Origin of the sequence: Paenibacillus tianjinensis, assembly GCF_017086365.1 — a bacterium.
Taxonomy (GTDB): domain Bacteria; phylum Bacillota; class Bacilli; order Paenibacillales; family Paenibacillaceae; genus Paenibacillus_AQ; species Paenibacillus_AQ tianjinensis.
Map to the genome: position 1 here is coordinate 304,603 of NZ_CP070969.1, position 23,015 is coordinate 327,617.

Consider the following 23,015-nt stretch of genomic DNA (forward strand, 5'->3'; position numbering starts at 1 on the left):
TGAATCACTCCTGTCTGGTTGTTATCGGAATGGGTTCGAATTCCTGAAAGGTACGCATTTTATCATAGATTTCACTGGTGATGCTGAGGCCGTCACTTTCGAGCGCAGACCATACCGCACCGACCACAGGCTCTGTGGTCAAGGTAACAACTGAGGCGTGCGGCGCGGCTTCGCGCACAGCCTGTTCAATCGGCCCGCGGATCCAGCCGCGGTCCCCCCGGGTCAGCAGGCTGCCGGCCAGCACGACGTCGAAGACGTCATGCTCCATGCCCAGCCTGCGGATCACGGCCGCTGCCGACTTGCCCAGCTCGGCACCCTGCCGGTGCAGGATGGCGAGCGCTGGGGCATCGCCCGCCGCTGCCGCCGGGAACAGCAGGCGCGCCGCATCCAGCGGCACGGATTTGCCATGGTCGAGGAAGTCGTTGTACATGTCCTCGACCGACCTATAGCCCAGCAGCTCCAGCAGCGCTGCGGTCAGCAGGGTCGGTGCCTCGCGCCCGTCCCAGGCGCGGATCACGGTGCGGAACACCTCGACATTCAGCGCGCCGCCGCCGCCGAAGTCACCATACATATAATCGAAGCCGCCGCACTGGAAGTGCCGGCCTTCACGGTTGCGTCCTGCGGCATTGGTGCCGGTGCCGCAGATCAGGGCGACCCCGTACGGGCGGTTCGTGCCCGCCCGGAGGCCGATCATCGTGTCACCGCCAATCGTATAGCTGCTAAATCCGAGGCTGCGGATCAGCGGATGGAGGATGTCATAGTCCGCCTTGCGGTCGGCTCCGGCGAGTCCGAGATAGGTATGCCTAACATCCTCAAGCCGGAGCCCGGCCTCCGCCAGTGCGGCAAACGCCGCCGCCCGGATATTTGCGGCGGCTTCCTCCAGGCCGGTCTGGTGATTGCCGTTGCCGCTCCTGCCTTTGCCGAGCACATTGCCCGCGGCATCGGTCAGCAGGGCATAGGTTTTACTTCCGCCCCCATCGATCCCCATATAGTAAGCCAATGGTCGTCACTCCTAAAAGTTTTGTGAGCAATCCTTCATTGATGTCTCTTCGTACAAAACTGCTTCGAAAGCATATGCTTAGTTTTGTGAGCAATCCTTCATTGATGTGCGTGTGCTAATTAAAATGAAGTGGAATTTTCCCATTTATTTCTCCATCAAACACTGGGATTAGGATGCTAGTGGGAAAAACTCCACTTAATCGAACCGAATTCGCCCCCAAAGGATGGCGTAAAGTAAGTTGTGTACCAAGATTTGGAGCCTAGTCAGGCAACAAAAAAGTAGGGTATTCTCGGGATTGTCGAAGTCCACCAAGAAAGGAACCCTACTCGATGACTATTCTACCCGAAAACATGTTAAATAATCTATTTGAAAATCTTGTCACCCAATTTGTAAAAGATAATCTAGAGTCCATTATGAAAGCGGAAATCCAGCAATTCATGACCAGTGAAGAAGCCGGGAACCACAACAGCCGCAACGGATACTACACCCGGGATCTACACACGAAATACGGAAATGTAGAGGATCTGGCCGTTCCTAGGGACCGTCAAGGAGCCTTCCAAACGCAGTTGTTCGAGCCCTACCAGCGGCGAGATGGATGGCTAGAGGAGGCTGTCATCCAGATGTACAAAAGTGGTATGGGAACGCGAGATGTGGCCCGGTTCATTGAAAGTATGTTCGGCAGCCACTATTCACCCACGACCGTTAGCAACATTACAGCTACGGTACTTGACGACATTCATCAGTGGCAGAAGCGCCCGTTAAACAAACGCTACTCCGTGATCTACCTGGATGGCCTATATGTGAAACTCAAGCGCAGCACCGTTAGCGGAGAAGTCGTTTATTTCGCCATGGGGATCGACGAAGACGGTCACCGCCAGATCCTTGGCTTTTACGTAGGCGGCCAGGAGAGCGCAAACGGCTGGCGCGAGGTGCTCAAAGACCTCTACGACCGTGGTGTCCAGGAAGTCTTGCTGGGCGTGTTTGATGGGCTTCCGGGACTCGATGCAGCGTTCCGTGAAACTTATCCGAAGGCGGATGTGCAGCATTGTATCGTCCACAAAGTGCGTTCGACCTTCCCGAAAATTCGGATTCAGCACAAAACGGAAGTCATTGAAGATCTGAAGACGATCTACACGGCTGCAGACCACGATCTGGCTCGGGCTGCGTTTGACACGGTGAAGGCCAAATGGGGCAAGCTCTACCCGAAAGAAATGCGGTCTTGGGAAGAACAGTTGCCAACGCTGCTGACCTTTTACAAGTATCCTGCGCTCATAAAGGAAGCCATCTACACGTCCAATCCAATTGAACGAATGAACAAGGAAATCCGAAAGCGTCTGAAACCCATGAATAGCCTCACGAATATGGATGCAGCAGAGAAAATTGTCTACCTGGACGTCATCGATTACAACGAACGTTTTAGCGAACGGGTCATTCGCGGCTTCGGCGATCTGGAAGTAAAGAAGAAACTAAATGAGATGTTTGAAGCGCGATATTCAGCGCAGGCAGAGCAAGAGAAGTAACTCAAAATCCCTTGTTCTTTGGGGCGGGTCCCCCCGCCCCAAAGAACATCTGCACTTACCAACGAACACCCGAGAAGTTACATTCTGCTCTTTTACACAAACTTCTTGACGCTACCCCCCAAAGGGATGGATGATGCGAAATAGGTGGAGGTTTTCCAACTAATCATAGTAAATTATCAAAAACGATGGAATTAGATGGAGGAAATCCAACTAAGTAAGTTTGGAGCCGCCTTTCTGAAACATAATCAGCTGTGTCCCTGAATCGCGTTCTGAGAGGTTGCACTGCACCCTACTCCCGGAAGTCGATTCCCGCACAATCAGCTCCGGATCAATCCGGATGCTGGCGCCCCGCTTCATATTGCCGTTAATCCGCCGCAGCAGCATATCGGCTGCGGCCAGCCCTATCTTGTCGGCAGGCTGGCGCAGCGTAGTCAGATGCGGGCGGAGCTGTGAAGCAATATAGTGGTCGTCATAGCCGACCACGGCCACCTCTTGCGGCACGCGGACACCGGCCTCCATCAGCGCATTGATCAGGCCGAGTGCGATGTTGTCGTCGCCCGCGAACACTGCCGTGGGCAGCTTCCCCTCCCGGAGCCAGCGTTTGCCCGTGTCATAACCCATGCCGATATCGAAATCTCCGTGTACAATTTCGAACGGCTCCAGCCCTTTCTCCTGCAGTGCCTGCAGGAAGCCGCTGCGCCGCTCGCGCGTGCTGCGGAACATCTCCTGCCCGCAGAGATGGGCGATGGAGGTATGCCCCAGCTCCAGCAGATGGCTGGCTGCGGCATAGCCGCCTTTGACATTGTCGATGGTAACCGAGTAGGCGTCATTACTCTCCTGCTGATTATCGATCAGCACATAGGGAATGCCCCGGCGCTTCAGCTCCACGAGATAATTGTCTTCCTCCATCGGCGATAGCAGAATCAGTCCGTCTACCCGGTCCTCCTGGATCAGATAATGATTGTCGCCGCCTTCCATACCTGTAGAGATGGAGATGGCCAGGAAATACCCGTGCAGCGCAAGCACCTCGTTCAGCTCTTTGACCACTGCATCGAAGAAGGAATCCTGCAGTGTCGTTACGATCAGGCCGATAATTCCGGTCTTGCCGCTGGCCAGACTGCGGGCAGCTGCGCTCGGCCGGTAGTCCAGCTCCCTGATCGCATCGAGCACCTTCTGCCGGTTGTTTTCCCGCACGGATCCGGCGCCGTTTAGTACGCGGGATACGGTAACAACGGACAATCCCGATTTTTTGGCTACATCAAATATACTTACTTTCATCTCCAGCGCTCCTTGCGGTGATTTTCCGAAGCTATAATACTACCTCCAGTATACAGGGTCGGGAGATGTTCCGCTAAAGGTGTTACCGCTTGATAATCTCGGTGACCTTGTTCTGAATGACCGGCATCACTTCCTCAAGTGTCTTGTGGCCGGTCTCGACCGGCTGGAGCTCATTGATGAACATGTCGTTGATCTGCGAATAGTTGGTGATCAGATGGTTGTAGGATTCATAGCCGTATTTGACCGCACCTTCGTACACCTTCTTCACATCGGCCGGATCAATGCCGTCAAAATGCTTATAGTATGCTTCCGCAGCCTCGGTGTTCACCGGCGGATTGCCGCCGCTCAGCTCGATGGATTTCTCCTGAACCTCGGTCGTCATCAGGAACTTAATCCATTCAAAGGCTTCCTTCGGATGCTTCGAGCCTTTTAGAATCAGCAGCGGGTCAACATACAAGGTGCTGCGCACTTTATCATTACCGCCCCATGGGACTGCGGCTACGCCGATTTTGAACGGAAAATCATTCGCGCCAGCCAGATTCCAGGAGCCGCCGATCGACATGCCGATTTTGCCGGCTACGAACGGGTCGCCGTTCTGGCCCGCTACACTTTTACTCCATTCGGAGGTTGGTGAAACCTTATCCTTGAAGACCAGATCGAACAGCTTCTGGTAGGCGGAGATGACCTCGGGTGAGTCAAAATACGTCTCAGAAGGTACGCCCCCGTTAGTCCACGTATCCTCAGAGTACGGCTCAGCCCCGAAGTACAGCGGGCGCATGTCGCGTTCAGCCCAGGTAAAGTCAACGCCGTATTGGGTTTTGGCGATATCGTCCGACACTACGGTCATCTTTTTGGCCTCTTCAACCATTTTCTCAAACGTCCAGCTCTTGTCCTCGTAGTCACTTGGCGGATAGGAGAGCTTCGCCGCATCGAACATATCCTTGTTGTACAGCATAAGCGTGACGTACATATTCACCGGGATGCCGTAGGTATGGTTGTTGACCGTATATATTTTCATCAGATTGTCCGGGATATGGTAATCCTCGGCTTTGAACCCGTCTTCGGTGATCAGGTCGGTCAGATCAAGCAGCATGTCTTTGTTGTAATATTCGGCGAAACCGCCGTATCCGTAGTGGCTGGTGACATCGGGCGATTTGCCTCCGGCAATCAGGGTCTGCAGCTTGCTGTCGAACTGCTCGTAGGGCGCTTTTTCCACTTTGACCTTGATGTTCGGGTGCTCCTTCTCAAAATCAGGAATCAGCTTCTCGATGAAGGTGCGGTCCTCGGAATCAATGGTATAATGCGTAATCGTCACTTGTTCGTCAGAGCCACCGCTGTTACCGGTGTTTCCGCTGCCTGTCGCCACATTGCCCGCCGATTTGCCCCCGCCGCAGCCGGACAAAGCCGCCGTTGTGGTCAACAATGCGGCTAGCAGCAGTGCGGACCGTTTCCTCAAGGTGTTCTTATTCATCCATAATCCCTCCATCATTTCAAGTGTATTGGGCCGCTCGCAAGAGCAGCGGAGATTACTTGATGCCTGTAAGTACAATGCCTTCCACGAACTGCTTCTGGGCGATGGCGAACAGGGTGACAATCGGTACCATCGCCAGCACGGAAGCGACCATTAAGAGATGCCACGGCGGAATGCGGAACCGTGAGGAGGTGAGTGAGGCCATGCCGACCGGAAGTGTGAATTTGTCCGAGGAGCTTAAGTAAAGCACCGGGGTCAAGAGATCATTCCAGCTGTAGATAAAAGCAAAGATCGCCACGGTTGCCAGCGCCGGAGCTGATAGCGGCAGTGCGATGGTCCGCCACATCCGCAGCTCGCCGCAGCCGTCGATCCTTCCGGCATCGAACAGCTCCTCCGGCAGTGTGGAGAAGAACTGGCGCAGCAGAAAAATGTTATACGCCGAGCCGAAGAAGGCCGGTACGACCAGCGGCAGGAAGGTGTCGATCCACTGCATTTTGGAGAAGAGCACGAATTGCGGAATCATGATCGCCGGATAAGGCAGCATCATGGTGCTCAGCAGCAGAATGAACCAGAGCTGGTTACCCCGGCCGCGGTATCTGGCGAAGCCGTAAGCGACCAGCGCCGAGGACAGCAGCGTGCCGATGACGGTGAGCACCCCGATAATCAGGCTGTTCTTGTACAGCGTGCCGAATTGCAGCTTGTCAAAAATCTCTGTGTAATTGCTCCAGGCCCAGCTCTCCGGGAGAAAAGTCGGCGGAAATTTCAGCATTTCGCGCTTCGATTTCAGTGAAGTGGAGACCATGAAGAACAGCGGCAGCAGCATCAGGAAGGTTGTAACCAGCAGGGCAGTGAAGCTGGCGATTTTGACCGGGTCAGCCTTCCGGCGGTGCGACCGGGAAGAAGGGACCCGGGTGCTGGCAGCTTTGACGATACTCATCGGCGTCCGCCTCCTTCATAGTGAACATAGCGGTTTGACAGCTTCATAATAATGGCCGTGAACAGCATAACGACGATCAGCAGCACCCAGGCCAGTGCAGAAGAGTAGCCGGCGCGGTATTCCTTGAAGGCGCTGGTGTACAGATTGTAGACGTAGAACCAGGTGGAGTAATTGGGACCGCCCTGTGTCATGACAAATGCCTGGGTAAAGACCTGGAAGGAGTCGATCAGGCCCATAATCAGCTGGAACAGCAGGACCGGGGAGATCATCGGCAGGGTAATATTTACAAAAATCCGCAAGCGTCCCGCCCCGTCGAGCTTGGCGGCCTCAATGAGGCTGGCCGGCACACCCTGAAGTCCGGCCAGGAAGAGGATCATCCCTGCTCCGGCGGTCCAGAAGGACATGATAATGAGCGCATATAATGCGGTGTCCGGACTCATCAGCCAGGCTGGACCCGGAATGCCGAACCAGGAGAGCATATAATTGAAGAGGCCGATCTGCGGGTTAAATATCCAGTACCAGAGCAGTGACATCGCCACCCCCGAGACCATGCTGGGAAAATACATCGCGGTCCGGAAGAACCCGCGCAGGGGAAGGGTCTGATTCAGCAGCAGCGCGAAGCCGAGGGACAGCAGCAGCTGTACAGGTACACTAATGAAGGTGTATTTCAGCGTGACCGTTACAGACTTCCAGAACAGCTCACTGCCGAACATCTCAGTGTAGTTGGCCAAGCCGATGAACCTGGGCGGATGGATAATGTCATAATCAGTGAAGCTGTAGTAGAGTGAAGACAAGATGGGGTAAAGGGCGAAGACAAGGAAGCCGATGAGCCACGGCGATATGAACATGTACATGTAAAACGTCTGCCGCCGGCTTTCACTCTTAATCACGGTCACACCAACCTTTCATCAATAAAGTTTAAGCGCTTTAACTTTTAGGGCGAATAAAAATCGTATAAGCTCTGTGCCTGCTGGAATCAAAAAATATAAAGTTTAAGCGCTTAAACTTTATTATCGTCCTGATGACAATATCATAGAGGATGGGCCGGGAATAATCAACAGTTATTTTAGATAATAAAGCGCTACCAGTCAATAAATATTACGCAAACCTATGTTTTTTACGATTATTGGTCTAATAAGCCGATATGATTATCTTCTGTGTTAATTATAATGACATCAAACTAGCGTAGAAGGCAGGTATTAGGGTCGTTGATCCCATAAAAGCGGGCAAAGAAAAAAGACAGCTGCCATGATTGCTCACAGCAGCTGTCTGTCCCAAGCTTAAATCCGGTTATGCCTTAACGTGTGCTTCCGTTCCACTGTTGATCGCCCGACAAATATTTCGCGGTCAATACCGACAATAGCTCGATGCCGACTTCATTCTGCCCGCCTTCGGGGATGATGAGGTCTGCGTATTTCTTGGATGGCTCAATAAACGCCTCGTGCATAGGCTTCACCGTCGTCAGATATTGCGTGTGGATCGAACGGATCGTCCGGCCGCGTTCCTCGATATCGCGCAGCACCCGGCGCAGAATCCGTACATCCGGGTCAGTATCAACGAATACCTTAATGTTCAGCTGTGTGCGCAGCTTCTCGTCGGACAGTACATGCAAGCCTTCCACAATAACAATGTTGTTGGGCTTCAGCTCAACGGTCTTGTCTGTGAAGCGGGCATGCGTGGTGAAATCATACACCGGAGCATAGGCGGCTTGTCCTGACTTCAGACAATCGAGATGCTCAATCAGCAATTCCGTGTCAAAAGCCAGCGGATGATCGTAATTGATTGCTCCGCGTTCTTCGAGGCTGAGATAGGAATGGTCTTTATAGTAGTTATCCTGAGATATGAACGTCACTTTGTCAGTTCCAAGACGGTTAATAACGGAGCGGGCTACCGTTGTTTTGCCGGAACCAGTCCCGCCGGCGATACCAATAATAAGCATGGTGTTGTAATAAACCTCCCTAAGCTATTGCCTTTGCAATTCCAATATTGTAGCACAGCGGTAAACTTATTTCACCTCGGATACAGGTACTAAAACGTGAATTTTTTTAAAAAATATAAGAAATTGCAGGTTTTAAAGCTGTTTCTTCTTGAAATTCAGAAATTTGCCGTGAAATGTTATACTTTTAGAACATTGTTCAATTACAGGTACCTGAGAGGAGAAATCGCCCTTATGCAAGAACAGATAACACTGCTGGAGGCCTTTAACGGAGCAGAGCTTCAATTAGCGGGCCACGGGAAACGGGATGTGCAGGTGCTGAAACAAGCATTTGCCGCTGCCGAAGGCAATATAGCCAGTGATATATACGGGGACGGCCCAGTCATCGAGGATTTCCAGGCGGAAATAGCAGGCGTGCTCGGTAAAGAATCAGCGGTTTTCTTCCCGAGCGGTACGATGGCTCAGCAAATTGCTCTCCGGATCTGGTGTGACCGCAAAGGGCTGAAGACTGTCGCCTACCATCCTTTGTGCCATTTGGAGATTCATGAGCAGGACGGGCTGAAGGAGCTGCACCATATCAAGCCGGTTCTGCTTGCTGACAAGGACCGTCTCATTACGCTGGAGGATGTACAGAACCTGGGAGAGGACATTGCCTGCCTGCTTCTCGAGCTGCCCCAGCGTGAGATCGGCGGCCAGCTGCCGGATTATGCTGAACTAGAGGCCATCTCCGCCTATTGCCGTGAGCAGGGGATTATTCTGCATCTGGACGGGGCCCGGCTGCTGGAAGTACTGCCGTATTACGGGAAGACCGCGGCAGAGGTCTGCGGGCTGTTCGACAGCGTGTATATCTCCTTCTACAAAGGCATAGGCGGGATTGCCGGGGCGATTCTTGCAGGCAGCAGGGACTTTACAGAGGAGTCTAAGATCTGGAAGCGGCGGCATGGCGGCGATCTGATCAGCCTGTATCCGTATATTATTCCGGCACAATATTACTACCGGCAGCGGGCTGGCCGGATGGCTCAGTATTATACGGAAGCCAAGGAGCTTGCGGCGCTGTTCAATGCTTGCCACAAGGTGTCTACGCTGCCGGAAGTGCCGGTGTCGAATATGTTCCATATCCATTTTGCCCTGTCCAAAGAACAGGCAGAGCTGATTCTAATTGAAGTGTGTGTGCAGACGGGTGTAGCCCTTGCCGCAAGGCTGAAGGAAACCGGAGCAAACTCCTGTTATTATGAGCTGAGCATCGGCGATTTGTACGGCGGAATTTCCAAAACCAAGCTGAAAGAGGCGTTCGGACTGCTTGATCAGCTGCTGAAGGAAGCTTAAACAAAGATACGGCATCCTCCTGATAAGGAGGGTGCCGTTTTTTGACTTAACTTTCTAACAGTAAAATTTTATTGCCATCCGGATCAAGGAACGGAAGCTCTTTTCCACCCCATACGGCTGTTACCGGAGGCTCCAATTGAACGCCCTTTTCTTGCAGTTCAGCATAGGTCTGGTCAAGGTTATCACAAGCGAACACAAAGTTGACCTTGCCTTCGCTTGATTTTCCCCATTTATTCTCATCCCAAATCACGATTACAGGAGCATCTTTCAGAAATCCTATCGATACACCATCGTAATTCTCATCCGGCTCCAAGATAGGTATACCTAATTTTTCATTATAAAATCCGACCAGTTCCTTTGGATGCGTAGAAGAGATATTCACACACTGATATTTCGTAATCATCATGTACCTCCCGGGCGAAATTTTATTTAGCTTCATGTGCTCAATGGTTTCTTGTCCGCTTATTTTCTTACAATATAACGTACTCCGACGTTGATAAATGACATAAGTTACTAAAAAAGACACCCTAAGGGTGTCTTAAGTGTGAGCGCTATAGATCCAGTCTAAGCCGGTATTTACCGGTTCAACAGTGTTCTTACAAAAGAAACGCGCAGCAGCTGCTTTTTCATCAGCTTGGTGCGGAACTCACGTTTGAGCTGGCTATAGGCTTTGGGGCAATGGGTGCTGGCCCAGCTGTACATGAACTTGAAATCGGTATGGCTTTTGGCCGAGTTCATCAGATAATACGAGATGGTGTCATAGACGTTATGGTTGAACCACTCGTTCATTTCCGCCTTGCTGTAGCCGTAGCGTTCAATGGCCATGTTGCGGATCAGCCGCTTCTCCTCCAGATTCTCGATCAGGAAGGACTGGCTGAGATTGAAGGTGATATTGTTGCCGTGGATCCGGTATACTCCGGCAATAGTATCGATAAATCCGGCATCGCCGATCAGCAGTGCGCGCAGATAAATCGAAGCGTCGTTCACCATGTTCATGTTCAGGATATCCAGCGCCATCAGCGCTTCCCGCTTAAAGATCGTCGTGAGTGTGGAGGCGGGCTTGGGATAGTTCTTTTGCTCGAAATTTTTAAAATAGTCCTGCTTAGGCGTGATGCTGCGCAGTCCCAGACTGGAGATTTTGAGCTGCTGCGACTTGGAATATTCCATGAAGACATTCGCCGCGACAAAGGAGATTTCCGGGTGGAGCTTATGGAAGCTTACAGCCTTGCTGAAATAGCTGGAGTCAATGAGATAGTCGTCATCGTCCAGGAACAGAATGTACTCCCCGTCGCCGTGAGCGGCGAACGCCTTACGCCGGTTGTTCCCCGGCCCCTGATTGGTTTCGCTGCGCATATAAATGACACGTGGTTCCTCCCCAAAGCTTGCAGCCATCATGGCATCCGTTCCGTCGCTGGAGCAATCATCGATCACGGTGATCTCTTTATGGGGATAATCCTGGCGCAGAATGCTGGTAATCGCCTGGTTCAGGAAATCTTTTCTATTATATGTGGTGATAATCACGCTAATCTTCGGAAGGCTGGCCGGGTCGGCGGGTTCTGCAGGCTTGTTATCCGGTGCAGTGCTCCGCAGCTTCTCCAGTCCGGCTATGAGCTCCGGGAACTCCATGGTGATGTCCGTTTTGAACTGTGCCGAACAATAGAACTGCAGCGCATCCGCCGAGGCACGCCCAGACAAGCAGGCTTCAATGACTCCGGTTAGCGTCTCCAGCGATTCTTTCGCTGCGCTATCGGCTGCTCCGCTACTGATATTCCGGCATCTGGTGATGATATCTTCGCGGGACAGTCCGTCTGCGGGCGGATGCTGAATATCTTCATGGAGCTGATGCAGTAATCGGTAGCCGGCCTGATGCAATCCTTCGCTGTGATCCATATTCAGCCCTCCTAAAGGTATGGTTTATGGTTCTTATTAAAAGTTACGTGAGACTAGCTAGCTGTGCTCTGCCCGTTTAATTGCATTTGCTGCAGTTAATTGAGGCGGGAAGAGAGGTTTTTTGTTTTTAAATGTATTCCATACAGTTAAAGCAGCGATTAACCGCATTTCAAGCAGAATCCGCCTGTTTAACTGTACAGAATACAGTTACCTCTTTGTCGCCTCCTGAATTCAGGATTTTAACTGTATAGAGTGCAATTGCAGTGTTATCCTCTTACGTGGTTAGGCGGGTTACACGCATTGCCACCCGTTATACAGCTAAGCCTCGGCCCTTTGCCCCGCCGCAACCTTGCGTTTAAGCCGCAGCTTGGTGAGGGCGCTTTTGGCGTAACCCCAGGCGTAATGAAAGACCTCCCGCTCCATCAGTGAGCCGACCAGGAAATAAAGAGGCAAGATGATGACACCCAGCAGCACGCTCCACAGAATGACGGCGGTGTACGAGGTCATTTTGATATCGATGAGGTTAGCTGCAGCAACGATAGCGGCGAATACAACGACATTGGTCAGCCAGCGGCGGAAAGTCACCCAAGGGCTGCGCTCCAGCAGCACTCTGCTGGCATAGACGATAATGTCGATTGAACGGTACAGCAGGGCAGCGATCGTGCCCATCAGCACGCCGTATATGCCGAAGAAGATTACGAATATAACCGAAGCCCCCAAGTTGATCGCCGATTCCAGAATCGAACGGAACTGGGTATTGCGGAAGTGTCCGGCGATCGTAATCAGATTGTTGGACGAGGTCCGGGCATTCGTCAGCAGCTTGATGACCACGAACAGGACCGGCAGCCAGAAATTAATATAGTTCACATCGTTGACCCCGGCGGTGTACAGGCGCATGAACGGCAGAATTATAATATACACTACGGTCAGGATGGAGAAGATCAGGCCCATGAAATATACCTCGTAGGCATCGTAGAACTTTACAAAAGCCTCTTTGCCTTCATGATAGCTCTGCCCCAGCGCGGATTTGATGCTTCCGTTCACTGTCTGGACGATGTTGTCGACAATGGTGAAGATCATATTGTACATCACGTAGATGCTGACAATTTTCAGATTGGTGAAGATCGTCAGAATCAGCACATCGGTATTGCGGAAGACGAGATAGGATATTTCATGCACCATAACCGAGTTTTTTTGCCCGATGGCAGCGAAGTCCGGCTTCTGGTTCAGATCAATCCACTGATAATGCTTCCGCGAATAGATGTAAAAAGCAACGATCTGCAGCAGCGTCAGCACGAAGAAGGAGGCCTGCACGGCAATAATGTTCACACCCTGCAGCAGCAGGATGATCCGCACCACATTGTTGAGAATGTTGGCAATCGTGACAATGGAGGTCTCCACATAGCTTTTGCCCTCGGCGATCAGCAGGATGCGGAATTTACCCTGAAAATAATAATTGATCGCTCCGCCAAGACCTGAGAAGAGGATAATCGCCATAATCGCTATACCGCTGATCTCCGAATGGATAACAAGCGGATAAATGACGGCCAGCAGAACAACAGAGATGAAATAATAAATCCCGGTTTTTTTGTAGTAGCTGGACGAGGCGGCGAGTATCGAATTGATATGCCCGCGGTCACCTGCGGCAATAGGCTTATAGAGGGCCTGCAGCGAAGCTGCGCCGATTCCTGCTTCAAGCAGGGCGAAATAGCTGATGATCTGTACAATCGAGGCGATCAGACCGTTCGCTTCAGAGCCGTAGTTGACCATAATCAGCCGCGGGATGAAGAAGCCGAGGACAATGGTGATTACCTGGCTGGCAAGACCGAAGCCCAGGTTCAGCATACTCCGTTTAGCTTTCATAGCTGCGTCTCCCTTCCAGGGCAAACGGTGCCGGAGACAGATAGGCGTCCAGTTGCTCGAAATGCTTCTCGGCCTGGTTGGCCTGCAAAGTCACATCGATGGTGTTCGTGGCCATGCTCTCATAGACCATTTCCGGAGTGAGCTCCGCCAAATGGGCGAAATCTGTATATTTGCCGTCAAAATAGGCGTCCTGCATGACGTTGATCATTTTTTTGCTATAGGCGATCGGGAAGACCGGTTTGCCGAAGACCCAGCCGAGAATCATCGCATGGAATCTGGAGGCGACGATAAAGCTGGCATCCGATAGCGCGGCAAGAATGTCATCAATATCTGTTTTATAGAGATGCACATGGGTCTGTCCCTGATACTCAGCGGGAATAAGGCCAAGAATATGCGTAATCGCCTCCTGGTCACCCTCGTGCTGGCAGAACGACATGAAATGCACGGCATAGCCCTGCTGAATGAAATGGATTGCAACATCTTTCATTTTTTCATAATAGAGGTCGTCAAACCCGGTTAATGCCTTGGAGGAGGGCTTGATTACCGAGATCGCAATCGTGCGGCCTTGGCTGCCGTTCTTCTCCGCTGCGGGTTCGGCACCGTCATATTTCAGCTGGAAAATAATATCCGGAGCCATCCGCACATTGTCCAGATCCTTGAACAGATCATAGGAGTACTGCTCCCTGAAGCAGACGTCAGTATATTCCGGGAACACCTTCCGGTAGTGCTGGACATATCCCTCATCGGTAAACGGGCCGAAATTGGCACCCATGAGATAGTAGGGTTTGCTCTTATTGCGTATATCCTCGGCAGCAGCCACATATTCCGCCCAGCCCTCGCCCTGCATAAAAATAGACCCGCCGATATGCACGGTTCCATCGGATTGATCCCCGAGCAGCCTCTGCACAAAATTAGGGTGCAGCTTCAGCTTGCGGAAGACATAGTTAACGCCCCGGAACAGCACGGAATCGGAAGCATAGACCTTGAGGTTCTTAATGTCCTTGAAGACCAGCTTGTAAAGACGCGGAGCGATAATCATAAAGCGGGTATCCGGGTAGCGTTCGCAGAGTACCTTAATGAATAAATCGTCGCCGAGGTTGAATTCTGTATATGCGTAGATCATCATCTTCTTCATATCTTAATTTCCTTTCTCGAAATCACGGTTTTGAGCTTGTGTTTGAACTGGATCCAGCTCCGGTCTAAGCGGATCAACCGCGCGTATAAAGGCGGGGAAATTAAGAAGGCCTTGATGTGCAGTGCAAGCTGCCGGTCATCCCCCTGGTAGTGCTTCATAATCAGCTTCATCTCCTGGGGTAATCCGGGATAGGCGCGCCCGATATCTTCAAGCAGGCTGCGGATATCCGCTCTGGTAGTGCCGTTCAGACAGGTTTTCAGGTTGTAGAAATAGTTCTCGGTCATTTCCCTGTTCATCAGCAGCTCCGATATAGCGGCAGCTTCACTGAAGGGATGGGCTTTGAAATATTCATCCACCCGTTTGAAGGCAGCGACGACATCGAACTTGCCTACATTATAAGTACCGGTAATGGAGGAAGTCCGCTGTACATAATAAGACAGAACCTCCGGGATAGAGACTACCCGTACAGCTCTGGATAAGGCTTTATAGATAAACTCTTGATCCTCGCCGTTGACACAGCGCTCCGTATAGCGGATGCCGTGATCAAGCAGGAAGCTGCGCTTGTAGGCAATGCTGCCGGTCCAGATTCTCAGGCTTTTGTGCACAAAAATATTCTGCAGTGCTTCGCTGCCCGTAGTATCGCCCGCGGCAGAAGTGAAGCTTACAATCGTTGACTGATCCTCACGGACCAGGTTGTAGCCCCAGCAGATCACGTCCGGCCCGGCGGAGCTGACAATCCTCCGTACCAGGCTGCTGTCCGCGTAATCATCTCCGTCCAGGAACAGCACATAATCTCCGGCGGCTGCGGATAGTCCGGTATTTCTGGCGGCGCTGACGCCGGCGTTGGCTGTGCGGATCAGCTGGGCCTGCAGACTGGAATGCTGCTCCAGGAAGCTGTTCACGACCGCATGGGTCCTGTCGGTAGACCCGTCATCGACCAGAATCACCTCGAACCGCTTCTCGCTCTGCTCCAGGAGTGAATGCAGCAAGGGCGTTATATAATGCTCTAAATTGTACATGGGAACTACAATACTTACACTCATGCGGCTGCTCCTTTCCTGAAATACGGTCCAATAGTGGACGGCAAGCAGTTTCTACTTGAAGCGGAAGTGGTTTAACGGGCAGTTTGTCTGGAGAAGATTTCCCTCAGCCCTTTTTTGTACCCCCGGATGGCGGCAACGTTCTTCTTCGGCTGTTCCCGCAGAATGAGATAGAGCGTTGTCCAGATCAGGGCAAGGTAGCCGATCGGCCCCGAACGTTCGTCTTTCAGCAAATGTACATGGTTAAGCACCCTTGTATAGGCCACGTCCTCAAGATTGTCCCTGGAAGCAGGAGATTCGTGGTGCAAGAGTTTCAGTTCGGGATTGATATAGAGAGGTCCGGTCCTGCGGGCGATTCGGGACATAAGAATATCTTCGCCGACACTGTAGCTTTTGAGCCAGGGGACAGGCTGAAGATCGCGGATGGCCTCCTTCTTGAAGGACATGTTGCAGCCGTGCTGGAATTCGGTCTTGAAGATTTTCCTCGCTTTGTGCCAGTTGTACATGGATCCGGCTTGGCCGCTTAAGGAGAGCTTGCCGCTCGAGAGAGATTGCTGGAAGGACAGAAGGCAGCGGATGGTGCCGAGGAAGCTGTTGCGCATACCGATGGCGACGCCGCCGACTCCTGCACAATTCGGATGATCGAGGTAGGTTTGGTATAAAGTGGCCAAATAATGACCGGGGATTTCGACGTCATCGTCGAGGAAGAGGATCTTGTCCATGGTGGACAGCTCTACAGCCTTGATCCGCGACATCCATAGTCCCCGGTCAGTTGTTTTGCTGAAATAGATAAGGGGATAACCGCTGGCAGCTAATAAAGCCTCATAGTCGTTCAATACTTCTTTGGGTATTTCACCGTCGTCAATAATAATGACTTCTATAGGGTAGGTCCGGCCTATGCTTTGCTTAGTTATAGAATGAATGCACCGTGTCAGGTCCTGTACCCGGTTCCTTGTGCAGATAGCCACTGACAATCCTTGCATATACTCCACTCCCTTATCCAATTCTCCCATCTTATGTCTATAAATCTCACTTGGGATTATAAGCTAACTTAAGCTTACTATTGGCATCAAAAGGTTGTATATACTACTTTAGTTTACTTATTGGATATCACGGGCAGCTAAGGAAAAATACGAAATCAGTAAATTTTTTTTGTAATTAACAATAAATCCTATTAATTCGACATAAATTGCACTGCTTAAAAATCCGATATATTAAATTATAAGTATTTTACACTAAGGAGGATAGGACCGAGGACTGATACGGGTTACCAGTGTTGACATCTTAGATAAATGGGGCTGAGTTTGTGAAAATAAAAAAGAGATCAAGACATTTGATCGTGGCTTTAGTTTTTATCCTGATCATCAGTAATTTCTATGGTATACCATACGTTGCCCGGGCACAGGCTTCAGGCCCACTTGATACAATCATCGAAGATACGCTGGAACCTGCCGGGAAATACGTTTCACTCATAGATACCAACGGGCTTGGCATTTCCGAAGTGGATAATAGCAACGGGCAATGGCAGTATAACGCTGGGGGAATGTGGTTGTCCATTGTGGCACCCGAGACCGGCAAGATTGCCGTCTTCGGCAGAGATGTGATGATCCGTTTTGTTCCGAAGAAGGACTGGAATGGAACTACGCAAATCAAGTACCGCAGTTGGCTTGCTTCAGGAGAGTCCAGCGGTAACTATGTAAATGTAAACGCTGAATATTCCGGGGATACGGAGAGTTATAGCGAACTGGAACAAGCTGCGCAGATCGTGGTTACACCTGTTAATGACACTCCTTATATTTCGGAGTCAAGCGGCAGTACGTATCTTGATTTTGACGGTAAAGGATATGTCACGATTCCGGATCTAAATATATACACCAATTCACTTACGATCGAAACCTGGGTAAATGCCAGCAGTGCCCCAACGTGGGCCCGTATTTTCGATACGTCGTATGGACCTGACAACTATAATCTTCATCTTACGTTTGAAGGAAGTACAGGAAGAATAGCCCTTGAAGCTTTACCGCAAAAAGGTGCCAGAATTAAAGCTTATATGGTAAAAACCACGGAGCAGCTGCCTTTGAACCAATGGGTTCATGTTGCTGCCGTTTACAATGCCGCAGAGAAAAAAGCTTATATCTATTGGAATGGGATTCTGAAAGGCAGCGGTTTTATGGATCTTACCGATATGGCAAACGCCAGTGCCCAGAACTCCAATCTGCCGAGACCTTATAACTATATCGGTGAGAGTACATGGTCCCAGGACGCCAATTATGTTGGCGGTATGAGGGATTACCGGATATGGAAAAAGGCTAAGACCCAGGCGGAGATTGAAAGTCAGATGAACACCAGCCTTACGGGGTCTGAGGCCAATCTGATGGTCAATTATAAGTTCAATAATGCTAACGATGGAGCGGTAGCCAAGGACTCCTCCACAGGTGTAAGGAACGGAAATATTATCAGCGGGAAATGGCAGTCCAGCATAGGGTTCAACTCCAATGTGGTGACATCGGCTAATACCCCTGTATCGAAGCCGTTTAAATTGACAGATGTGGATGCCGGAGATGTGCTTACGCTTACTGCAACCTCGTCGAATACGTCTCTTTTGGCGAATGCCAATATCACGTTTTCCGGCGAAGGCTCGGACAGGAACATTAATCTGACTCCGACAGCAAACATGACAGGTACCTCTACCGTCACCGTCACAGTAAATGATGGAACTACTTCAAGCGCCAGCAGCTTTTTATTGAGTGTTGTGGCCGGGAAATTTGACCTTAAATCCATTACACCTTCTGTAGGTGTGATGACACCTGCTTTTAACCGTGGAATTATTTACAATAAAGTTCATGTGCCCAACAAAAGCGGAAACAGCCCGAATAACAGTATCGATATAAATGTGGCAGCGGTGAATCCCGCTGATGTAAATGTAACCGCCTATGCCGACAATGGTTCTGGAGTCACCGTATCGGGAGCCTACCCGACGTTTACTGTAAGCGGCCTGGCAGTGGGTGTATATAAGCCGGTGAAAATCAAAGTAGCCGATAAATTTTCCTCCAACTTTAAAGAATATCAGCTGGATTTGATCCGTTATCCGGGAAATGATGCCGATCTGGCTGCGGCGGGCGGGCTGGCCTTGTCTAACTTGAGCGGCGGACAACCCATTGCCCTGTCTCCGGCCTACAGCAGCAATACCGGAAGCTACACCGCGACAGTTGACAATAATGTGAGTTCGATCAAAGTGGATGTAATCAAGTCCAGTCTATTTGCGGCAGCAACTCTGAACGGGGCAAGCATTGGTTCTACGGGATCCGCTAATGCCACTGGAAATGTAAGCTTAGTCTACGGGAAGAATGTGATTTCCGTGGTTATTACCGCAGAAGACGGCAAGACCCAAAAAACCTATACAGTTACAATTGTCAGAAAGCTGTCTGGTGATGCCAGTCTGACCAATCTGACCGCTTCACCAGTTGGATTATCGCCGGTCTTCACCACTAATCAGTCAGACTATACGATGAAAGTGGCGAACGCTGTAACGGCTGCTGAGTTTACGCCGACAGCTGCAGAAGGTGCCGTTCTAAAAGTGAACGGTATAGTTCATCCGAGCGGTACGCCTTTTGTTGTTACTGATCTGGCTGCAGGAAACAATAAGTACGTGATTGAAGTAATGGCGCAGGATGGAATGACGAAGAAAATTTACAACCTGTTTATTCTGCGTGCGCCTTCGGATGTTGCAGATCTGTCTGGATTAAGCGTCTCTTCAGGTACTTTAACACCTGCATTTAACAACAATGAGACTGGCTATTCGGTTGAAGTGCCTTATCAGGTCTCTTCACTGGGTGTTACGCCTAAGCTGCTGGACGCTGCGGCAAGCCTGTCTGTGGATGGAAATGCACATCGGGACAATACAGCCTTCACCAAAAGCTTGAGTGTCGGACTGAACACGGTCAAGATCGTTGTTACCTCACAGAGCGGAGCTCGTGAGAAAACAACCCTTATCAATATTATCCGGAAGGCCTCTTCCAATGCGGATCTGTCCAATCTGCTTCTTTCCAAGGGCGTGCTCAATCCTGTGTATGACAAGAATCAAACCGGGTATGCCGTTACCGTAGCTAACCAGGTATCTGAGCTTACGATAACGCCAACTCCTGAAGAACTCCAGGCAACGGTTAGTCTCAACGGCAACTTGACTGCGAGTGCCCAGCCAAGATTGGTCAATCTGCAAGTGGGAGTTAACGAATTCAATGTTCAGGTCACAGCTGAAGATGGGGTAACTACGAAGAATTATGTATTGACGATTGTCCGCGAAGCCTCCTCCGATGCGGATTTAACCAATATTACCCTGTCCGGCAAACCGCTGTCCGGCGGATTTGACCGTGCAACTTCGACCTATTACGAATATATAGCCAACAATATTACCAGTATGACCGTTGCTGCGACTACAAGCGATGTGCAGGCCACCTATACCATCAACGGACTCGAGTCTGCAGGGGGTGTGCCGATTCCACTGGTTGTTGGCGAGAATGTAGTTACAGTAGTTGTTACGGCTGCTGATCAATCAACTATTAAGGAGTACACGGTAACCATCGTGCGCGCGGCTTCGTCCAATGCGAGTTTACTTGAGCTCACGATGACGGACTTATCGGACAATGCGATCGCTCTTTCAACGGTTCCGGGAACTTTCAGCTACAATGCTACGGTTCAGAATGAAATCTCTGTAGCCAAGCTCAGTCCGGTAGTTGATGATGCCAATGCCAGCACCTCAGTCTTTGTAAATGGGGTGTGGGTCGAAGACCTCAATGCCGTGCCTTTGACTACAGGACTGAATGTGATTGAAGTCAGAGTTACAGCTCAAGACGGAAGTATGAAGATGTATACTATTAATCTGGTGAGAAACCCAAGTGCAGATGCTTCGCTGTATAATCTGATCGTTTCTCCTGGCGAATTAACACCAGACTTCCAGCAAGGAATCAGTGATTATTCTGTCCAAGTGGACAATAGTGTGAGCAGCATGGATTTTTGGATCAATACGAATAATGAAGAGGCTAGTTACATCCTGAAAAAGAATGGAGCTTCCGCAGGTGTAACTGGAAGCCGAGTGACACTGGATGAAGGGACGAATCAAATTACAGTAGAGGTTACCGCTGCAGATGCCAGTACTAAAAAAACCTATACAGTTACTGTGAATCGTGCGATTCTACCGAAGGACTCCTCTCTAGCGAATTTGACCGTCAGCTCTGTGAGAGGAACGGAGACTCTCAATCCTGAATTCTCGAGTGAAGTGTTCAAATACCTTTTATCGGTACCTTATGAAGTAGATCAGCTAGAACTGGCTGCGGTAAAAGGAGACCAGGATGCGCGGATTAGCGTAAATGGTGTCACTGTAGATCAGACGATGCCTATCCAGTTAGCAGAAGGCCTAAACATCGTAAACCTGAAGGTCACTGCGCAGGATGGAAAGACAGAAAGTGTCTATGAGCTGGATTTCACCCGGGAATCACGTTCTTCCAATGCAGACCTGAGCAGTATCAGCACAGATGCTGGAGTCTTGGATCCTGTATTTGATCCGGGGGTTATAAATTATACGGTAGAGGTAGAGAGTGATGTGAACTCCATCGTTCTTACCCCGTTAGCAGCAGATGCAAAAGCAAAAGGCCAAATCACGGGAAGAGACGGTGCTTTGCTGACTAATCTGGTTGAGGGCGACAATATATTTGATATTCAGGTCATTGCGGAGGACGGAACTGCAAAGACTTATACTGTCAATATTATTAAGGCTAAGCCTGTAGCGACACCGACGCCAACACCGACGCCAACACCGACGGAAGAACCGACAGCAACGCCGACGGCAACAGCGGATCCTACACCAACACCTACAGCAGCACCGACGGCAACACCGACAGCAACAACAGATCCGACATCAACACCTACGGAAGAGCCAGTAGTAACACCAACGGTAGAGCCGACACCGGCAACGCCAGCGCCGGAAACACCAGCGCCAGCAACGCCGGTACCAGCAACGCCAGCGCCGGAAACACCAGCGCCAGCAACGCCAGCACCAGTAACGCCAGCGCCGGAAACACCAGCGCCAGCAACGCCGACACCGGCAACGCCAGCGCCGGAAACGCCAGCACCAGCAACGCCATCGCCAGCAACACCAGCGCCAGCAACGCCAGCACCAGCAACGCCAGCGCCGGAAACTCCTGCAGCACCTGTTGCGACTGCATCGACAGAGGAGATTACCGTGAAGGTAGAATCAGGACAACTGGGCCAGGGTTCTGTTCTGGCGGAAACGGTCATCCAACGTACTCAGGATACAGGTGGAATTCTGCATGATGTAGTCAACTTCACAACGGAGCGTGTAGAGGAGGTTGTCCGGAAAATTACCGGGTCTTCGGATAATACGGCCCGGATTATGATCCCGGATGAGAAGGACCAGGTCGCGGATATCAATGTAAAGGTTCCTAAGGATGCCATTAAAACACTTGGTGACTCCAACGTGAATATGGAGGTCTTCACCGAGAATGTTAGAATTCTCATCCCGCAATCGTCATTAGACAATTTTACAGAAGATTTGTATTTCCATGTTGTACCGATCAAGGACCAGGCACTGCGCAAAGAGGTTGAAGACCGGGCAAGAATTGAGCGGATTGTCAGAGAAATAGCAGCGGACAAGCAAATTGATGTAGTTGCCCGTCCAATGACTATTGAGACTAATATGCAGAGCAGACCGGTGACATTAACCCTTCCGCTGCGTGACGTACAGCTGCCAGGTGACCTCCAGGAAAGACAGGACTTCCTGGCGAATCTTGTAATCTTCGTCGAGCATAGTGATGGAGACAAGGAATTGATTAAGGCAACCGTAGTCGATTACAAAACGGGTGAGCTGGGTTTACAGTTTAAAGTAAATAAATTCAGTACATTCACCATATTGAACATGGAAGGCTGGGAGCAGTATCTTGCCTCAGCGGAGGCTGCACAACAGCAGCTTGCCGGTCACAAGGCATTCATCAACGGCTTTACCGATGGAACCTTTAAGCCGGACCATTCCATTACCCGTGCGGAAATGGCTGCAATTCTGGCCAGAAACCTTGGGTATGATCCAGCAGCACCGTTGGCTGCCTCTTCCTACCCGGATGTGAAAGATAGTCATTGGGCAAAAGGCGTCATCGAATTCGTCAAAGCAGCCGGATTGATGCAGGGTAACGACAAAGGCCAGTTCCTGCCGGATGCTCCTATCACCCGCGGGGAAATCGCCGCGATTGCATCCAGATATAAGAAGCTGGACACTGCGGCCGTTACTTCCAGCGGGTTCAAGGATACCGACAGCCACTGGGCTGCCAAGGAAATTGCGGCAGCAAGCAAGGCTAACATCATCAACGGATATGGGGATGGCACTTACCGTCCAACAGATAACCTGACACGTGCTGAAGCCGTGAAGGTTGTCAACCGGCTGTTCGGACGCGGGCCGCTGTACGGTGTCACAACACCGAGCTGGCCGGACGTTCCAGTGACAAATTGGGCGTATAATGAAATTGAGGAAGCCTCCATTGATCACACGTTCACCGTGCGGAATGAAGGCGGAGAAACACTTAGCCAATAAAATTATATCAACAGAGAAAGGC

Annotated in this window: 15 protein-coding genes; 3 read left to right on the forward strand and 12 right to left on the reverse strand. The window is 50.8% G+C overall.

The genetic code is table 11. The features are described from left to right. Positions 1-4 precede the first annotated feature (4 nt). The gene (locus JRJ22_RS01390; protein ID WP_206102815.1) at positions 5-1,000 is read right to left on the reverse strand and encodes an N-acetylglucosamine kinase; all 996 of its coding nucleotides are present in this window, start codon (positions 998-1,000) and stop codon (positions 5-7) included. A gap of 329 nt (positions 1,001-1,329) precedes the next feature. Here JRJ22_RS01390 and JRJ22_RS01395 point away from each other — a divergent pair, with 329 nt between their 5' ends. Further along, positions 1,330-2,520, forward strand: coding sequence for an IS256 family transposase (locus tag JRJ22_RS01395; protein WP_206102816.1), 1,191 nt, complete (start codon positions 1,330-1,332; stop codon positions 2,518-2,520). Between the two features lie 210 nt (positions 2,521-2,730). Here the strand turns inward: JRJ22_RS01395 and JRJ22_RS01400 are convergent, their stop codons facing one another. The 5 genes from JRJ22_RS01400 to udk form a co-directional block, all read right to left on the reverse strand. Continuing rightward, complete coding sequence (locus JRJ22_RS01400) at positions 2,731-3,798, reverse strand: LacI family DNA-binding transcriptional regulator (protein WP_206102817.1); 1,068 nt, start codon at positions 3,796-3,798, stop codon at positions 2,731-2,733. Positions 3,799-3,880: 82 nt separating this feature from the next. Then, positions 3,881-5,269 (reverse strand): ABC transporter substrate-binding protein, encoded by a 1,389-nt coding sequence (locus tag JRJ22_RS01405; RefSeq protein ID WP_206102818.1) that lies wholly within the window; start codon positions 5,267-5,269, stop codon positions 3,881-3,883. A 55-nt stretch (positions 5,270-5,324) separates the two neighbouring features. Further along, a complete protein-coding gene (locus JRJ22_RS01410; protein ID WP_206102819.1) occupies positions 5,325-6,206 on the reverse strand; it encodes a carbohydrate ABC transporter permease in 882 nt (293 codons plus the stop codon). After that, complete coding sequence (locus tag JRJ22_RS01415) at positions 6,203-7,060, reverse strand: carbohydrate ABC transporter permease (protein ID WP_206104934.1); 858 nt, start codon at positions 7,058-7,060, stop codon at positions 6,203-6,205. Before JRJ22_RS01415 ends, JRJ22_RS01410 begins: the two co-directional genes overlap by 4 nt. A 443-nt stretch (positions 7,061-7,503) precedes the next feature. After that, entirely contained in the window at positions 7,504-8,145 is a 642-nt protein-coding gene (gene udk / locus JRJ22_RS01420) for a uridine kinase (protein WP_054943298.1), read from the reverse strand. 231 nt (positions 8,146-8,376) lie between these two features. On the opposite strand from udk, the gene JRJ22_RS01425 reads away from it, so the two are divergent. Further along, positions 8,377-9,468 carry a threonine aldolase family protein gene (locus tag JRJ22_RS01425; protein WP_206102820.1) on the forward strand — a complete coding sequence of 364 codons (1,092 nt, stop codon included), beginning with the start codon at positions 8,377-8,379 and terminating at the stop codon, positions 9,466-9,468. Positions 9,469-9,514: 46 nt separating this feature from the next. Here JRJ22_RS01425 and JRJ22_RS01430 read toward each other — a convergent pair whose 3' ends face one another. The 6 genes from JRJ22_RS01430 to JRJ22_RS01455 form a co-directional block, all read right to left on the reverse strand. After that, positions 9,515-9,871 (reverse strand): VOC family protein, encoded by a 357-nt coding sequence (locus JRJ22_RS01430; protein WP_206104935.1) that lies wholly within the window; start codon positions 9,869-9,871, stop codon positions 9,515-9,517. Between the two features lie 173 nt (positions 9,872-10,044). Beyond that, the gene (locus JRJ22_RS01435) at positions 10,045-11,358 is read right to left on the reverse strand and encodes a glycosyltransferase family 2 protein (RefSeq protein WP_206102821.1); all 1,314 of its coding nucleotides are present in this window, start codon (positions 11,356-11,358) and stop codon (positions 10,045-10,047) included. Positions 11,359-11,676: 318 nt separating this feature from the next. Further along, the gene (locus JRJ22_RS01440; protein ID WP_206102822.1) at positions 11,677-13,221 is read right to left on the reverse strand and encodes a lipopolysaccharide biosynthesis protein; all 1,545 of its coding nucleotides are present in this window, start codon (positions 13,219-13,221) and stop codon (positions 11,677-11,679) included. Beyond that, positions 13,211-14,356 (reverse strand): polysaccharide pyruvyl transferase family protein, encoded by a 1,146-nt coding sequence (locus tag JRJ22_RS01445; RefSeq protein WP_206102823.1) that lies wholly within the window; start codon positions 14,354-14,356, stop codon positions 13,211-13,213. Before JRJ22_RS01445 ends, JRJ22_RS01440 begins: the two co-directional genes overlap by 11 nt. After that, on the reverse strand, positions 14,353-15,399 hold the full coding sequence (locus tag JRJ22_RS01450) for a glycosyltransferase family 2 protein (RefSeq protein WP_206102824.1): 1,047 nt from the start codon (positions 15,397-15,399) through the stop codon (positions 14,353-14,355). The genes JRJ22_RS01445 and JRJ22_RS01450 overlap by 4 nt, the downstream gene beginning before the upstream one ends. Before the next feature lie 71 nt (positions 15,400-15,470). Beyond that, a complete protein-coding gene (locus tag JRJ22_RS01455; protein WP_206102825.1) occupies positions 15,471-16,379 on the reverse strand; it encodes a glycosyltransferase family A protein in 909 nt (302 codons plus the stop codon). 356 nt (positions 16,380-16,735) lie between these two features. On the opposite strand from JRJ22_RS01455, the gene JRJ22_RS01460 reads away from it, so the two are divergent. After that, entirely contained in the window at positions 16,736-22,993 is a 6,258-nt protein-coding gene (locus tag JRJ22_RS01460; RefSeq protein WP_232381145.1) for a cadherin-like beta sandwich domain-containing protein, read from the forward strand. The last annotated feature ends 22 nt before the right edge of the window (positions 22,994-23,015 follow it).

What these genes read in the sequence shown, in the direction of transcription:
- JRJ22_RS01400 (WP_206102817.1), bottom strand. Translation starts at nt 3,798, where the DNA reads ATGAAAGTAAGTATATTTGATGTAGCCAAAAAATCGGGATTGTCCGTT.
- JRJ22_RS01415 (WP_206104934.1), bottom strand. Translation starts at nt 7,060, where the DNA reads ATGTACATGTTCATATCGCCGTGGCTCATCGGCTTCCTTGTCTTCGCC.
- JRJ22_RS01450 (WP_206102824.1), bottom strand. Translation starts at nt 15,399, where the DNA reads ATGAGTGTAAGTATTGTAGTTCCCATGTACAATTTAGAGCATTATATA.
- JRJ22_RS01410 (WP_206102819.1), bottom strand. Translation starts at nt 6,206, where the DNA reads ATGAGTATCGTCAAAGCTGCCAGCACCCGGGTCCCTTCTTCCCGGTCG.
- JRJ22_RS01435 (WP_206102821.1), bottom strand. Translation starts at nt 11,358, where the DNA reads ATGGATCACAGCGAAGGATTGCATCAGGCCGGCTACCGATTACTGCAT.
- JRJ22_RS01440 (WP_206102822.1), bottom strand. Translation starts at nt 13,221, where the DNA reads ATGAAAGCTAAACGGAGTATGCTGAACCTGGGCTTCGGTCTTGCCAGC.
- JRJ22_RS01405 (WP_206102818.1), bottom strand. Translation starts at nt 5,269, where the DNA reads ATGAATAAGAACACCTTGAGGAAACGGTCCGCACTGCTGCTAGCCGCA.
- JRJ22_RS01445 (WP_206102823.1), bottom strand. Translation starts at nt 14,356, where the DNA reads ATGAAGAAGATGATGATCTACGCATATACAGAATTCAACCTCGGCGAC.
- JRJ22_RS01425 (WP_206102820.1), top strand. Translation starts at nt 8,377, where the DNA reads ATGCAAGAACAGATAACACTGCTGGAGGCCTTTAACGGAGCAGAGCTT.
- udk (WP_054943298.1), bottom strand. Translation starts at nt 8,145, where the DNA reads ATGCTTATTATTGGTATCGCCGGCGGGACTGGTTCCGGCAAAACAACG.
- JRJ22_RS01455 (WP_206102825.1), bottom strand. Translation starts at nt 16,379, where the DNA reads ATGCAAGGATTGTCAGTGGCTATCTGCACAAGGAACCGGGTACAGGAC.
- JRJ22_RS01395 (WP_206102816.1), top strand. Translation starts at nt 1,330, where the DNA reads ATGACTATTCTACCCGAAAACATGTTAAATAATCTATTTGAAAATCTT.
- JRJ22_RS01430 (WP_206104935.1), bottom strand. Translation starts at nt 9,871, where the DNA reads ATGATTACGAAATATCAGTGTGTGAATATCTCTTCTACGCATCCAAAG.